Genomic DNA, 13,846 nt, shown 5'->3' with positions numbered 1-13,846 from the left:
TCAGGCAACGATCGACAGCGGCGGCGCGGTGTCGGACAGCCGCGAAATCGAGGTGTTCGCGTACCATTCGACAAACTGCATCACGCCGCCCTCATCCTCTTCGCAGTACGGGCCGGGCTCATAGGCGGGCGAGCGGATGCCGCGCGCGTTTTCCTCCACGATCTGGCGGTCCTGGTCGTTGGTGAAGGTCCACACATGGGTGAGTTCCTCGATATCGTAATCGATGCCCTCGACCGCGTCCTTCGGCACCATCCAGGTGGTGGTGACCTCGGTTTCCTCCGGCCCGAGCGGCAGCACCCGGAAGGAAATCGCGTGGTCGCCCAGGAAATGGTTCCAGGTGGTGGGATAGTGGAACAGCAGCAGCGCGCCGATGCCGGCGGCGGCCGTGTTCGGTCCCATCGGCTTCCTGACCGCGCGCTGGCCCGACATGGTGTAGCTTTCCGCACCCGGGATCAGCGGCATGCGGGTGATGCGGTACTGGCCGTCGGGATTGAGGAAGAACTTCGCCTCCAGCCCCGCCGCCTCGCAATGTGCCCAGTGCGCCTGAATTTCCGGATCGTCCATCATCCCCTGCACCCCGGTGACCGAGGCGGCTTCGGGATAGGTGCGGCAGAGTTCCGGGTGATTGGCGGCGCAGTGATAGCACTCGCGATTGTTTTCCCAGACGAGCTTCCAGTTGCCCTTTTCCACAATAGAGGATTTGAAGGCGACCTTGGTCTCGGGAATGTTGTGCGGCACCAGATAGGGCGCGATCCTCGCCCTCAGCGGCGCGATATCGGGAGCATGATCGGCAAGGCAGACGAAGATATAGCCTTCGATGCTCTCGCAATGCACCGGCTTCAGCCCATATTGCGACTTGTCGAAATCCTCGCCCATATGGCGGACATATTGCAGCGAGCCGTCGAGATCATAGGTCCACTGATGGTAGGGACAGACGAGCTTGGCGGTCGTGCCTTTTTCAGCGGCGCAGACCCTGGAGCCGCGATGGCGACAGGAATTGTGCATCGCCCGGATGACCTTGTCGCGCCCGCGCGTCAGGATCACCGAATAGTCGCCGATCTGGAGCGTCAGGTAATTGCCCGGACGCGGCAGTTCGCAATCATGGGCGACGAACAGCCAGTCGCGGTAATAGAAATTTTCCATGTCGACGCGGAAATAATCCGGGTCGGTATAAAACGGCTGGGCGAGCGTGAAACCGTCGCGGCGGTTTGTCAGCTCATCCAGCATCTTCTGGCGTATCGTCATGGCGGCCTCCGGGGCGAAGACGGGCAATATTTTTTATTTAATCACCCGCGGCGTCCGGCATGCATTCCAATCACGACATGACTTTCGGAAATGACGACACGCGCCTTTTGGCTCTCACCCGCGCGCCAGCGCCGTCACCTCGATCTCGATCCGGTATTTGGGATCGATCAGGCCGCATTCGATCATGGTCGCCGCCGGCGGATTGTCGCCGAAGGTAGCGGCAAGGATCGGCCAGCAGGCCTCGAAATCCGGCGCGTGGGGCAGGTAGTAATTCACGCGGACCACATCGGCGAAACCCGAACCGGCTTCCGCCAGCGCCTTTTCGATGGCCGCGAGCGCCGAGCGGCACTGGCCTGCGACATCGCCGGGAATATCGGCGCCCTGTGCCGTGGTGCCGGCCACATGGACGAAGCCGCCCGCGACCACGGCGCGGCAATAGCCGATCTTGTTTTCATAAATTCCGCCCGAGAAAATCCGTCGCATCAGAAAATCCTTTGTTCAGCGTTTGCGTTGTTCTAAACGATTGTGGAACACGGAGAGCAGGAAGACCATGGCGCGGATCATAGACATCAGCCGGGAGGAAGAGCTTGCGCTTGCGGAAGGTCGGCGGCTGCTGATCGCGGGCGAACTGGTCGCGATCCCGACCGAAACCGTCTACGGCCTTGCCGGCGACGCCACCGACGCGGACGCGATCGCCAGGATCTACGCGGCCAAGAACCGGCCCGCCTTCAACCCGCTGATCTGCCATATGGCCGATCTTGCCATGGCGGAGCGCTATGCCGATTTCTCGCCGCTTGCGCGCGAACTCGCCGATGCCTTCTGGCCCGGACCGTTGACGCTGGTGCTGCCGCTGAAGCCCGGCTCGGGGATCGCGGCTGCGGCCACCGCCGGGCTTGCCACCGTGGCCGTCCGGGTGCCGCGCGGGTTCGCCGGACGGCTGATCGCGGAGACCGGCCTGCCGCTCGCAGCCCCCAGCGCCAACAGGTCCGGCCGGCTTAGCCCGACCACCGCCGGTCATGTGGAGGCCGATCTCGGCGACCGGCTGCAACTGATCATCGACGCCGGGCCCGCGATCGTCGGGGTCGAATCGACGATCCTCAAGGTCGAGGACGAGACCATCACCCTTCTTCGCCCGGGCGGCATACCCGCCGAGGCGGTCGAGCGGCTGACGGGGCTTTCGGTCACGCGACCACTCGCGTCCCACGCCATCGAGGCGCCCGGCATGATGGCATCGCATTACGCACCCAACGCCGCCGTCCGTCTGAACGCCAGTCATGTCGAGCCCGGCGAGGCGCTGATCGTGTTCGGCGCGCCGGTCGTGGACAACGCCGATGCCGCCCATATCGTGCTCCATCTGAGCGAGACCGCCGATCCGGAGGAAGCCGCGAGCAGGCTCTACGACCTGATGAAACAGGCCGACCAGAGCGGCGCAACCGCGATCGCGGTGACCCCGATCCCCCATGAAGGCATTGGCGAGGCGATCAACGACCGGCTTGCCCGCGCCGCCGCCCCCCGCCCTAAGGACCACAACTGAATGACCGGCCCGAATGCAGACCTGATCGCCCGCTTTGCCGAAATCGTCGGCGCCGGCCACGCGCTGACTGCGGCCGGCGATATCGCGCCCTACCTCACCGAAACCCGCGGGCTGTACCACGGCGCGACTTCGCTTGTGCTGAAACCCGGCTCCACGGCCGAGGTCGCCGCGATCATGACGCTTGCTAGCGAGACGAAAACGCCGGTCGTGCCCGCGGGCGGGCGCACCGGCCATGTCGGCGGCGCGGTTCCGCGCGAGGCAGGAACCGATATCGTGCTCTCGCTCGAGCGGATGACCAAGATCCGCAAGATCGACACCGCCGGTAATTTCATGGTGGTCGATGGCGGCGCGATCCTCGCCGAGGTCCAGAAGGCAGCGGCCGACAATGACCGGCTGTTTCCGCTGTCGCTCGGCTCCGAAGGATCGGCACGCATTGGCGGCAACCTGTCGACCAATGCCGGCGGCACGGCGGTGCTTGCCTATGGCAATATGCGTAATTTGTGCCTCGGCCTCGAAGTGGTGCTGCCGACCGGCGAGATCTGGAACGGGCTGCGCTCGCTGAAGAAGGACAATACCGGCTACGACCTGCGCGACCTGTTCATCGGCGCGGAAGGCACGCTCGGCATCATCACCGGCGCGGTGCTGAAGCTTTATCCCCGCCCGAAAGGCCATCAGGTGGCGTTTGCAGCCGTTGCCACGCCGGAACAGGCGCTGGACCTGTTCAACCTTGCCGCAGACCGCTGCGCCTCCGCGCTGACGGGTTTCGAGATCATGGCGCGCATGGCATTCGCCTTTACGGTCAAGCATACCGAGGGCGCGCGTGATCCGCTGTCGAAGCCCTTTCCCTGGTACACGCTGATCGACGTTTCGACCTCAGACAGCCAGCAATCGGCCGACGACATGATGACGGCGGTGCTGGAGGAAGCCTTTGAACAGGGCATTGTGGAAGACGCCGTGATCGCCAAGTCAGAGGCAGAAATCGCGGAACTCTGGCACATGCGCGACACCATGTCGGAGGCGCAGAAGCCGGAGGGCGGTTCGATCAAGCACGATGTCTCGGTCCCGGTTTCCTCCGTGCCCGCCTTCCTGCACCAGGCGGATGCGGCGGTGATGGCGGCCGTGCCGGGCGCGCGCATCTGCGCCTTCGGCCATCTTGGCGACGGCAATATCCATTACAACATCTCCCAGCCGGAAGGCGCCGACAAGGCCGCCTTCCTGGCGCGCTGGGGCGAGGTCAACGAGATCGTCCACGCAATCGTGCTTGCCCATGGCGGCTCGATTTCCGCCGAACACGGCATCGGACGGCTGAAGCGCGACGAGCTTGCCCGCATCCGCGAACCGATCGAGATCGAGTTGATGCAGCGGATCAAGAACGCCTTCGATCCGGCGGGCATCATGAACCCGGACAAGATTTTGAAGGCCTGAACGTCCCCGAAATCCTGGATGAAACCGGCGACTGCCGGTTCAGCCGCCGCTCCAAAACATGCCCAAGCGAGCGCGTTTCCGGTTGAGCCAGAGCACCGTGATCGCGACCACGAGCATGCCGAGATCACTTGCCGGCGCCGCCATCCATAAACCCGTTTCGCCGAAGATGAACGGCAGTATGAAGATCAGCGGCAGGGTGAAGACATAGGTCCGGCCGAGCGTGATCGCCGCCGCCCGGCTTGCCATGCCGAGCGCCTGGAAATAGCCGGCAAGCACCATAAGGGGCGCGACGAGGACATAGGCCGCGGTCACGATCCGCACGATGTGGACGGCCTCGGTGATCACCGCCGGATCGGTCACGAACAGTGCCGCGAGCGGCTTTGCTCCAAAGACGAACGCAAGCTCGACGACAATCCCGTAGCAAAGCCCCGTGGCGAGGCCAGCCATGAGCGTCCGGTCCGACCGGTCGAACAGATGCGCGCCGAAATTGTTGCCGACGATCGACTGGCAGGCGAAGTTCAGCCCCAACAGCGGCAGAAAGGCGAAGGTCAGAAGCCGCGAGGCGATGCCATAGGCGGCGATCGCGACATCGTGGTTGTCGCCGCTCCAGATGCCGATGCCGATAATATAGCAACCCGCTGAAAGGCTGGTGCCGGCCAGACCCAACGACGGCGGCAGGCCGAGCGCCAGAATGCGCGGCCACGCCTCCGTCAGCCGGTAGCCGGTGCGGCGGAAAAGCGCAAGCGGCGTCCGCCCGGAAAGCCTGAGCCACACCGCCACGCCCATGGCCACCGCCTGCGCTGAGAGCGTTCCGACCGCCGATCCGGCAACACCCCAGCCAAGGCCGGCGATGAACACATAGTTGAAGCCGATATTGGCGAGCGTGACCAGAACGCCGATGCCGGCCATCACGCCGGGCTTGCCCTCCGAGCGAAGCGCATCGCCCTGGATCGAGACCAGGAACTGCAGCGGGCTGCCGAAAATCAGCAGCGCCAGATAGGTTCTGGCCATCGCCGCAAGCCCGGCATCGCCTTCGGAAAACCACTCGACAAGCCTGATCCCGAGCGTGAGATAAAACGCCATCAGCAGCACGGCAACGAGCAGCGACAGCATCATTGCCGATTGCAGCACCGCCTGCGCGCCGTCATCATCGCCGGCGCCGAGCCGGCGCGCCAGAATGGAGGCCATGCCGGAGGAAACCAGCGTCGACAACGCCGCCACCGCCATGAAGATCGGAAATACCAGCGTGACGGCGGCAAGCGCGCGGGGACCGACCAGCAGGCCCAGAAAAATCGCGTCGACGATGGTGTAGAGCCCGCTGACAAGCATCAGCAGAACGATGGGTGCGGCGGTCTTGAGAAACAGCGGCCAGACCGGGCCGGAAAGATAGGGGTTCGCCCGCGGCGAAACGACGTCAGACATTCTCGTTGCCCTTCAAGGACACTCATGCCGCCGAAGCGGCCATGCACGGGACCCACATTGCCGAATGCTTCGAGTGTCGTTTGAAAAACGAAAAAGCGAAGTCGGAACTGACTTCACCATCGCCGTTTCCGGCGCGCGGGCGGCGGGCGTCAGCAGCCGCGCGCAACTAGCCTGCACGACCGTTGCAAGTCAAGCGGAGGCCATGGAAGATCGCTCAGGGCCGGTTCCTGAGCGCCTCCGCCTCGGCGTAGAACTTCTTTTCCCAGTCCTTGTGGTTGTCGAGCCCCTCGCGGATGAACGGCGTGAACACGGCCAGATTCATCAGCATCCAGTTGACGAAATTGGCCGGGAAACGGGTCGGTTTGACGAAGTCGACGAACAGCACCACGCGGGTCTTGTCGGTGTGGTTCCAGGCCTCATGCTCATAGGCGTCGTCGAAGATCAGCACTTTGCCTTCCTCCCAGTGGCAGATCTGGTCCCGGACACGGATCGCGAGTTCGCCGGGGGCTGCTTCCGGCACGATCATGCCGAGATGGAGGCGCAGCACGCCATTGTATGGCCCGCGATGCGCCGGCAGATGCTTGCCGGGCTCGAAGATCGAGAACATCACCGTGGTGAGGCCGGGTATCTTCTGCATCGCCTCCCAGGTCTTCGGGCAGGCCTTGATGTTCTGCTCCGATTTCAGCCCGTAGCCTAGCAGGAAAAAGGTCTTCCAGTGATTGTCGTCGGAGATCGTCTTCACGTCGGTCGAGATGTCCTGGAAGCTCGGAAGCTCCGACTGGCGCTCGAGCACCTTGTCAAGCTCGGCGCGGATCGCGGGCGCTGCCGCCTCGATCTCTTTCGACCAGGGAAAAGTGGCATTGTCATAGACCGGCGGATTGCCGTGGATGGCGTGTTTCAGATTGAGCTTTTCCGCCCAGTTGACGATGCCCATGAAGAAGCGGGTCACGGCGCTCGGCCGTTCCATCGGGGTGATCCCGTCAGTGCCGAAGGTCTGGTCGTGACCGGCGGTTTCGCTCTCTACTTTTGCCATGATGCCCCTCTCTCATGCTATGCATCGGACCTTCCTGCACGCGAACAGCATAACATTGTAACAAAAAAGGAAAAAGTGCGGCGCGCGGAACGGATATCCACGCGTTTTTGCTTGCCAACAGACCGGGATGCCGAAACATTCGGCTGACCTCCCTTTGCGAGCGATTGCATGACACCACGCCAACGCATCATTCCGGTCCGACGCGAATATAACCGCTGGGTCGCCAACCAGACGCTGGAGGACTATGCGCTGCGGTTCACCGCCAAGAGCGCGCGGCGGTTTTCCTCAAGCCGGATATCGCAGACCGCGATCGGCGCGATCTCGTTTCTGGCGCTGGAGGCGATCGGCGGCACGATAACGCTGTCCTACGGCACCACCAACGCCTTCTACGCGGCGATCGTCGCCTCCGCCGTGATGCTGCTCGCCGGCCTGCCGATCGCGCGCTATGCGATCCGCCACGGCGTCGATATCGATCTTCTGACGCGCGGCGCCTCGTTCGGCTATATCGGCTCCACGGTAACCTCGCTGATCTATGCCAGCTTCACCTTCATCCTGTTCGCGATCGAAGCCTCGATCATGTCCGGCGCGCTGGAGCTTGCCTTCGGCATACCGCTCTGGATCAGCTACGTCATTTCCGCCGTGGTGGTGATCCCGCTGGTGACCTATGGCGTGCAGATGATCTCGCGGTTCCAGTTGATCACCCAGCCGTTCTGGATCGTGCTCAACATCGCCCCGTTCATCTTCATCGCCTTCATGGACTACGAGAAATTCGAACTATGGCGGGCCTTTGGCGGGCTGAATGCCGCCGAAGCGCAACCGGGCACGGCCGCGCCGTTCACGCTGGCCGGCTTTGCGGCGGCTGCGGGCGTGATTTTCGCGCTGATGCCGCAGATCGGCGAGCAGGTTGACTTCCTGCGCTTTCTGCCCGCGACCGGCAAACGCAAGCTCCATCACCGCATCGCCATCTTCCTCGCCGGTCCCGGCTGGGTCGTGGTCGGGGTGCCGAAGCTGATGGCGGGATCGTTTCTGGCGGTGCTCGTGCTTTCCACCGGCATGCCGGCGTCCGCGGCCGCCGATCCCGCCCATATGTATCTGACCGCCTTCGGCTACATGATCCCCAACCAGACGGCCGCGCTGCTGCTGATGGCCGCCTTCGTGGTGGTCTCGCAACTCAAAATCAACGTGATGAACGCCTATGCGGGATCGCTGGCCTGGTCGAACTTCTTCTCGCGCCTGACCCACAGCCATCCGGGCCGGGTGGTGTGGCTGGTGTTCAATGTCGCGATCGCCCTTTTGCTGATGCAGCTCGGCATCTACCGGCTGCTGGAGGCCTCGCTCAGCGTGTTCTCGATCGTCGCCATGGCCTGGCTCTCGACGATATCGGCGGACCTCATCATCAACAAGCCGCTCGGCCTGTCGCCGCCCGGCATCGAGTTCAAGCGCGCCCATCTCTACGATATCAACCCGGTCGGCCTTGGCGCGATGACGCTCTCCTGCGCGGTTGCGCTCGCCGCCCATTTCGGCCTGTTCGGCGCGCTCGCGGTGTCATTCGCGCCGTTCATTTCGCTTGCCGTGGCGCTCATCGCCTCGCCGGCGCTCGCCTATGCCACCGGCGGCCGCTATTACCTCGCCCGGCGCCAGCGCAAGGGCTGGCAGACGAAAACCGCGATCACCTGCTCGATCTGCGAACACCCGTTCGAGCCGGAGGATATGGCGTGGTGTCCGGCCTATGCCGGACCGATCTGCTCGCTGTGCTGCTCGCTCGACAGCCGCTGTCACGACCTTTGCAAGCCCAACGCCAATCTCGACGCGCAACTGACGGCGGTCGCCCACAGGCTGCTGCCGGCACGGGTCGTCGCCCAACTCGCGACACGGCTCGGCCGCTATGGCATCACCTTCGCGCTGTCGATCACCGCGATCGGCGCCATTCTGGGCATGATCGCCTATCAGACAGCGCGGGCGGCCCCGGAAACCCAGGTGGTGGTCTACAACACCGCGCTGATCGTGTTCTTCGTGTTCGCGCTGATTACCGGCGTGGTCGCCTGGTTCTTCGTGCTGGCCCATGACAGCCGCAAGGTTGCTGAGGAAGAATCCTCGCGCCAGACCACGCTGCTGCTCAAGGAAATCGCCGCCCACGAGAAGACGGATGCCGCGTTGCAGGCCGCCAAGGAGGCCGCCGAATCCGCCAACCGCGCCAAGAGCCGCTATGTCGTGGGCCTCTCCCACGAACTCAGGACGCCGCTCAACGCCGTTTCCGGCTATGCGCAACTGCTGGAGCGCGATCCGACGATTCCCAAGGCGCGTCAGCCGGCGATCCAGTCGATCCGCCGTTCCGCGGATTATCTCTCCGGCCTGATCGACGGGCTGCTCGATATTTCCCGGATCGAAGCGGGCAGGCTCCAGGTGTTTTCCAACGAGATCAATCTGGGTGAGTTCCTCGATCAGATCGTCGATATTTTCGAGACCCAGGCCCGCGTCAAGGGCCTCGCCTTCCGGCACGGCCGCGACCAGAACCTGCCCGCCTATGTCCGCACCGACGAGAAGCGCCTGCGCCAGATCCTGGTCAACCTGCTGTCGAACGCGGTGAAATTCACCGATGCCGGAACCGTGACCTTCAATGCGCGCTATCGCAGCCAGGTCGCCACCTTCATCGTTTCCGACACCGGCAGCGGCATCGATGAAAAGGATATCGGCCATATCTATGAGCCGTTCGAGCGCGGCGGGGCGAAGACGCTCGACAAGCCGGGCCTCGGCCTCGGCCTCACGATCACCAAGCTTCTGGTCAACACGCTTGGCGGCGATATCGAGGTCGAGAGCCGCCCCGGCGCGGGCACGACCTTCTCGGTGCGGCTGATGCTCGCCTCCGTCGACCGCCCGGTTCCCCCGCCCCCGCATGCCGATTTCGATGCCGGCTTCTATGACGGTCCGCGCCGCACGATCATGGTCGTCGACGACAATGCCGATCACCGCGCGATGATGGCGGAGATCCTGAGCCCGCTCGGCTTCGACGTGATGCTGGCCGAGGACGGCGTAGCCTGCCTTGCGCAGATCGCGGACGAAACGCCGGATCTTTTCCTTCTCGATATCCGCATGCCCGGCATGAACGGCTGGCAACTGGCGACCGCGTTGCGCGAACGCAGCAATACCAGGCCGATCATCATGCTATCGGCCAATATCGGCGATGACGCCGTGATCGGTCGCGGCGACGACAGCCACAACGACACGCTCTCCAAGCCCGTCAACCTGAAGCGTCTGAAGGACGTGCTCGGCATTCATCTGGGGCTGACATGGCGGCAATCGGCGGGTGCCGCGCGCGCTGCGGCGGCGAAAATGCCGGAACGGCTCGTTCCGCCGGCGAAAACCGAGCGGGAGGAATTGATCCGTCTGGCCGAGATCGGCTATCACCGGGGCATCAGGGACAGGCTCGCGGCGCTTGCCGCCACGCACAAGCCGTTTGTCGACGAAGCGGCACACTTTGTCGATCGTTTCGATCTCGACGGCTTCCTGCGCTTCATGAGATCGCTTCCGGCCGAAGGGGATGGGAATGGCTGATGCACGGGAAATCGTTCTTCTGGTCGATGACAGCCCGGATGCGCTCAGCTTCCTGACCGAGGCGCTGGAGGCTTCCGGCTATTCGGTGCTGATCGCGACCTCGGGCGCGAGCGCGCTCTCGATCGTCGAGCGGATCACCCCGGATATCGTGCTGATGGATGCGGTGATGCCGGCGATGGACGGGTTCGAGGCCTGCCGGCGGCTGAAGGCCGGGCCGTCGGCCGCCGCGCCGGTGATCTTCATGACCGGGCTTTCGGAAACCGAGCATATCGTCCACGCGCTGGAATCAGGCGGGGTCGATTACCTCACCAAGCCGATCAATATCGACGAGCTGCGCGCCCGCATCCGCGTCCATCTCGCCAATGCCCGCTCGACCCAGAGCGCGCGGGTGGCGCTCGACGCGACGGGGCGTCACCTGCTGGCCTCCGATGCCGAGGGAGGGCTGCGCTGGATGACGCCGCAGGCAGGCCGGCTGATTCACGACGCGGTCGGCGCGGGAGCGGATCTCGGCTTCATCACCCGCCAGCTTTCCGTCTGGCTCGCCGGCGGCGAACCGGCCGCCGACGCCGTGCTTCCGATCACCGAAAGCGACCGCAAGCTGTTTCAGCTTGCCTTTCTGGAGAAGACCGGCGCCAGCGAGTTCCTGTTCCGCGTCACCCCGGCCAATCCCGTCAGCGACGACGAGGCGCTGCGCAAGGAATTTCCGCTGACCGCGCGCGAATCCGAAGTGCTGGCCTGGATCGCCAAGGGCAAGACCAACCGCGATATCGGCGAGATCCTCGGCCTTTCCACCCGCACGGTGAACAAGCATCTGGAAACCATCTACATCAAGCTCGGCGTGGAAAACCGCGCCTCCGCGGCCGTCAAGGCGGCCTATGTGCTGCACGGGATGTGAGCAGAGTTGCCATCGGTTCTAACAACCAAGCTGCGCCAGCTGTTTGTTGCCAAAACCTCCTCAGCACCGTCATGCCGGCCTTGAGCCGGCATCCAGGGCCGCACGGCAATGCCCTTGCGACAGATATTGTTTGATGCGCCCGTCACATCGCCCTGGATCCCGGCTCAAGGCCGGGATGACGGCAGAATGTGGGGCGCCTGCCGGCAGGAAAACGGCTATGTCGGCCATAAAAAAGGCGCGCGCAGCCATGCCGCGCGCGCCTTCCATGCAAACCGAAGCTACGTTACTGCCCAAGCCCCTCGAACAGCGCTGTCGACAGATAGCGCTCGGCGAAGGACGGGATGATGATGACGATATTCTTGCCCTCGTTTTCCGGGCGCGAGCCGACCTCGATCGCGGCCTTCAACGCCGCGCCGGAGGAAATGCCGACCGGCACGCCCTCGAGCCGGGCCACTTCGCGGGCGAGCGCGAAGGCGTCGTCGTTCTCGACCTTGACGATTTCGTCATAGACAGAGGTATCGAGCACACCGGGCACGAAGCCGGCACCGATGCCCTGGATCTTGTGTGGGGCGGGCGAGCCGCCGGACAGCACCGGCGAGGCCGCCGGCTCGACGGCAATGATCTGAATGTCCTTCTTCCGCGCCTTCAGCACCTGGCCGACGCCGGTGATGGTGCCGCCCGTGCCGATGCCGGAGACGAAGATGTCGACCTCGCCATTGGTGTCGTTCCAGATTTCCTCAGCCGTGGTCCGGCGATGGATTTCCGGGTTGGCGGGGTTTTCGAACTGCTGCGGGATCACCGCATTCTCGTTCTCGGCGGCGATTTCCTCAGCCTTGGCGATGGCGCCCTTCATGCCTTTCGGCGGCTCGGTCAGCACCAGTTCCGCGCCGAGCAGCGCCAGCATCTTGCGGCGTTCGATCGACATCGATTCCGGCATGGTGAGGATCAGGCGGTAGCCCTTGGCGGCCGCCGCGAAGGCGAGCGCGATGCCGGTATTGCCCGAGGTCGGCTCGACCAGCACGGATATGCCGGGGGTGATCTTGCCGGCCTTTTCCAGCGCCTCGATCATGGCGAAGCCGATGCGGTCCTTCACCGAGGCGATCGGGTTGAAGAATTCGAGCTTGGCGAGAAGGTTGGCCTTGACGCCATGTTCCTTCGCCAGCTTGTCGAGACGCACGAGCGGCGTATCGCCGATCGTCTCGAGGATGGATCCATATACCTTCCCGCGCCCGGGCTTGCCGTTCTGTTCCATGACTGTGCTCCCTTGAGTTCGTTGCATTCTAGGTAGGGTCGCAGGCGACCGAATTCGAGGCACGAACAGGCGATGCATTCCGGCCTCGGGGAATGCAGTTCCAATTATAGCGCAATTTCCGAAACTTTATTTCAGTCCCGACCCGTGAGCCCTCATGGAGCGTCCGCAGTCACTGAAAAACCGCGCTGTACCACCAGAAACAGGCTCCACCGACGGCAATCACGACCAGCGTCACCAGCCCAAGAAGCCCGCCATATTCCCGGGTGCCGCTGCCATAGGCCAGCACCACTTTGGTGACAAGATTGGACACCGTCGCCGTCAGCACCGCGATCGCGGCGGTATGGACGGGAACGGCGCCGCCGGCCAGATGCGCGGTCGAAAGCGTGATGGCATCGAGATCGGGAATGCCGGAAACCAGCGCGATGAACACGATGCTTGCCGGCCCCAGGAATTTGACCAGAACCTTCGCGGCAAAACCGATGACGCCCAGCAATGCGCCGAACCGCAACACCGATTGCAGCTCGAACGGATTGGAAAGCTGAAGCTCGGTCTTCGCAGCATCGGCTTTCCCGCTGCGATTGAGAATGAGGCTCGCAAGGATGAAGGCGCAAAGCCCCGGCGCAAGGGCGACAGCCAGCGGAATCATCAGAGCCGGCGCCACGACCGAGGCAATCACGAAGCAGCGCACCAGCGACAGCCCGCCGGCGATGGAGGCGGCGCCCGCGAGCCTTCTGGCCAGCGCCGGCTGGCTGACCGAAATGCGCGCGAAGGAGAGCGTCGTCGCCGTCGAAGACACGATGCCGCCGGTGGCGCCGGCAAACAGAATGCCGCGTTCCGGCCCGCCGATGCGCATGGCCACATAGCCGGCATAGGAAAGCGCCGCGATCATCACCGTCATCAGCCAGACGGAAAACGGATTGAATCCGCCCCAGGGGTCGATCGCGCGGTTGGGCAGAAGCGGCAGCGCCACGAAACTCATCGTCAAGAGCACCAGAGCCGAACGCAGTTCCACCCATGTCATCGATTTCAGGAAACCGTGCAGCGCGTGTCGGGCGGCCAGAAGCACGGTCGTGACCACCCCGCCGGCGGCCGCCAGCCGCATATCGCCGGTGGCCGAAACGATGCCGAGCGCAAACACGACAAGCGCCGCAACCACGCCGGTAACGCTGAAATCATGCCGCGGGGTCGCGGCCAGGTATTCGAACACCACAAAGGCGACCGTCAGCCCGGCCGCCAGCATCGCCGGAACCGCCGTCCCGGTCACAATGCCGAGATAGCCCGCGAGCCCGCCCAGAAGCCCGACAAGCGCGAAGGTGCGGATGCCCGCCACCCGCTGCCCGTCGGCGAGATCGCGCTCCTGCCAGCCGCGCTCGATACCGGCAAGCAGCCCGATCGCCAGCGCCAGACCAACCCGCTGAAACGCTTCGATCATGTCCATGAGCAAGTCTCCGCATCGCGCCGGATCGCGCGGTCTCCCAGGAACACTAC

10 protein-coding genes are annotated in these 13,846 nt (G+C 64.0%); 4 read left to right on the top strand and 6 right to left on the bottom strand.

From position 1 onward, the window contains the following. Both HQ843_RS09410 and HQ843_RS09405 read right to left on the bottom strand, forming a co-directional pair. Entirely contained in the window at positions 1-1,245 is a 1,245-nt protein-coding gene (locus HQ843_RS09410) for an aromatic ring-hydroxylating oxygenase subunit alpha (protein ID WP_180898593.1), read from the bottom strand. Positions 1,246-1,359: 114 nt separating this feature from the next. Continuing rightward, positions 1,360-1,728, bottom strand: coding sequence for a RidA family protein (locus tag HQ843_RS09405; protein WP_180898595.1), 369 nt, complete (start codon positions 1,726-1,728; stop codon positions 1,360-1,362). Between the two features lie 67 nt (positions 1,729-1,795). Here HQ843_RS09405 and HQ843_RS09400 point away from each other — a divergent pair, with 67 nt between their 5' ends. Together HQ843_RS09400 and HQ843_RS09395 are read left to right on the top strand one after the other, a co-directional pair. After that, on the top strand, positions 1,796-2,779 hold the full coding sequence (locus tag HQ843_RS09400; RefSeq protein WP_180898597.1) for an L-threonylcarbamoyladenylate synthase: 984 nt from the start codon (positions 1,796-1,798) through the stop codon (positions 2,777-2,779). After that, positions 2,780-4,204 (top strand): FAD-binding oxidoreductase, encoded by a 1,425-nt coding sequence (locus tag HQ843_RS09395; protein ID WP_180898600.1) that lies wholly within the window; start codon positions 2,780-2,782, stop codon positions 4,202-4,204. 39 nt (positions 4,205-4,243) lie between these two features. On the opposite strand, the gene HQ843_RS09390 is transcribed toward HQ843_RS09395, so the two are convergent. Beyond that, positions 4,244-5,626 carry an MATE family efflux transporter gene (locus HQ843_RS09390; RefSeq protein WP_180898602.1) on the bottom strand — a complete coding sequence of 461 codons (1,383 nt, stop codon included), beginning with the start codon at positions 5,624-5,626 and terminating at the stop codon, positions 4,244-4,246. A gap of 214 nt (positions 5,627-5,840) precedes the next feature. Continuing rightward, on the bottom strand, positions 5,841-6,659 hold the full coding sequence (locus HQ843_RS09385) for an ornithine lipid ester-linked acyl 2-hydroxylase OlsC (protein ID WP_180898604.1): 819 nt from the start codon (positions 6,657-6,659) through the stop codon (positions 5,841-5,843). Positions 6,660-6,827: 168 nt separating this feature from the next. Between HQ843_RS09385 and HQ843_RS09380 the strand changes: the two genes are divergently transcribed. Then, positions 6,828-10,211, top strand: coding sequence for a hybrid sensor histidine kinase/response regulator (locus HQ843_RS09380; RefSeq protein ID WP_180898606.1), 3,384 nt, complete (start codon positions 6,828-6,830; stop codon positions 10,209-10,211). Then, positions 10,204-11,106 (top strand): response regulator transcription factor, encoded by a 903-nt coding sequence (locus HQ843_RS09375; RefSeq protein WP_180898608.1) that lies wholly within the window; start codon positions 10,204-10,206, stop codon positions 11,104-11,106. Before HQ843_RS09380 ends, HQ843_RS09375 begins: the two co-directional genes overlap by 8 nt. A gap of 283 nt (positions 11,107-11,389) precedes the next feature. Here the strand turns inward: HQ843_RS09375 and cysK are convergent, their stop codons facing one another. Both cysK and HQ843_RS09365 read right to left on the bottom strand, forming a co-directional pair. Next, entirely contained in the window at positions 11,390-12,358 is a 969-nt protein-coding gene (cysK, locus tag HQ843_RS09370) for a cysteine synthase A (protein ID WP_180898610.1), read from the bottom strand. A 169-nt stretch (positions 12,359-12,527) separates the two neighbouring features. Then, positions 12,528-13,796: an MgtC/SapB family protein gene (locus HQ843_RS09365; protein ID WP_180898612.1), complete on the bottom strand. Its 1,269-nt coding sequence runs from the start codon at positions 13,794-13,796 to the stop codon at positions 12,528-12,530. Positions 13,797-13,846 lie beyond the last annotated feature (50 nt).

It is taken from the genome of Martelella sp. NC20, from assembly GCF_013459645.1.
Classification (GTDB): Bacteria; Pseudomonadota; Alphaproteobacteria; order Rhizobiales; family Rhizobiaceae; genus Martelella.
Note: the sequence above shows the minus strand (reverse complement) of the source record. Positions and strands in the feature narration are given on the sequence as shown.

Coding starts and splice junctions, on each gene's coding strand:
- HQ843_RS09410 (WP_180898593.1), bottom strand. CDS start 1,245: ATGACGATACGCCAGAAGATGCTGGATGAGCTGACAAACCGCCGCGAC.
- HQ843_RS09405 (WP_180898595.1), bottom strand. CDS start 1,728: ATGCGACGGATTTTCTCGGGCGGAATTTATGAAAACAAGATCGGCTAT.
- HQ843_RS09400 (WP_180898597.1), top strand. CDS start 1,796: ATGGCGCGGATCATAGACATCAGCCGGGAGGAAGAGCTTGCGCTTGCG.
- HQ843_RS09395 (WP_180898600.1), top strand. CDS start 2,780: ATGACCGGCCCGAATGCAGACCTGATCGCCCGCTTTGCCGAAATCGTC.
- HQ843_RS09390 (WP_180898602.1), bottom strand. CDS start 5,626: ATGTCTGACGTCGTTTCGCCGCGGGCGAACCCCTATCTTTCCGGCCCG.
- HQ843_RS09385 (WP_180898604.1), bottom strand. CDS start 6,659: ATGGCAAAAGTAGAGAGCGAAACCGCCGGTCACGACCAGACCTTCGGC.
- HQ843_RS09380 (WP_180898606.1), top strand. CDS start 6,828: ATGACACCACGCCAACGCATCATTCCGGTCCGACGCGAATATAACCGC.
- HQ843_RS09375 (WP_180898608.1), top strand. CDS start 10,204: ATGGCTGATGCACGGGAAATCGTTCTTCTGGTCGATGACAGCCCGGAT.
- cysK (WP_180898610.1), bottom strand. CDS start 12,358: ATGGAACAGAACGGCAAGCCCGGGCGCGGGAAGGTATATGGATCCATC.
- HQ843_RS09365 (WP_180898612.1), bottom strand. CDS start 13,796: ATGGACATGATCGAAGCGTTTCAGCGGGTTGGTCTGGCGCTGGCGATC.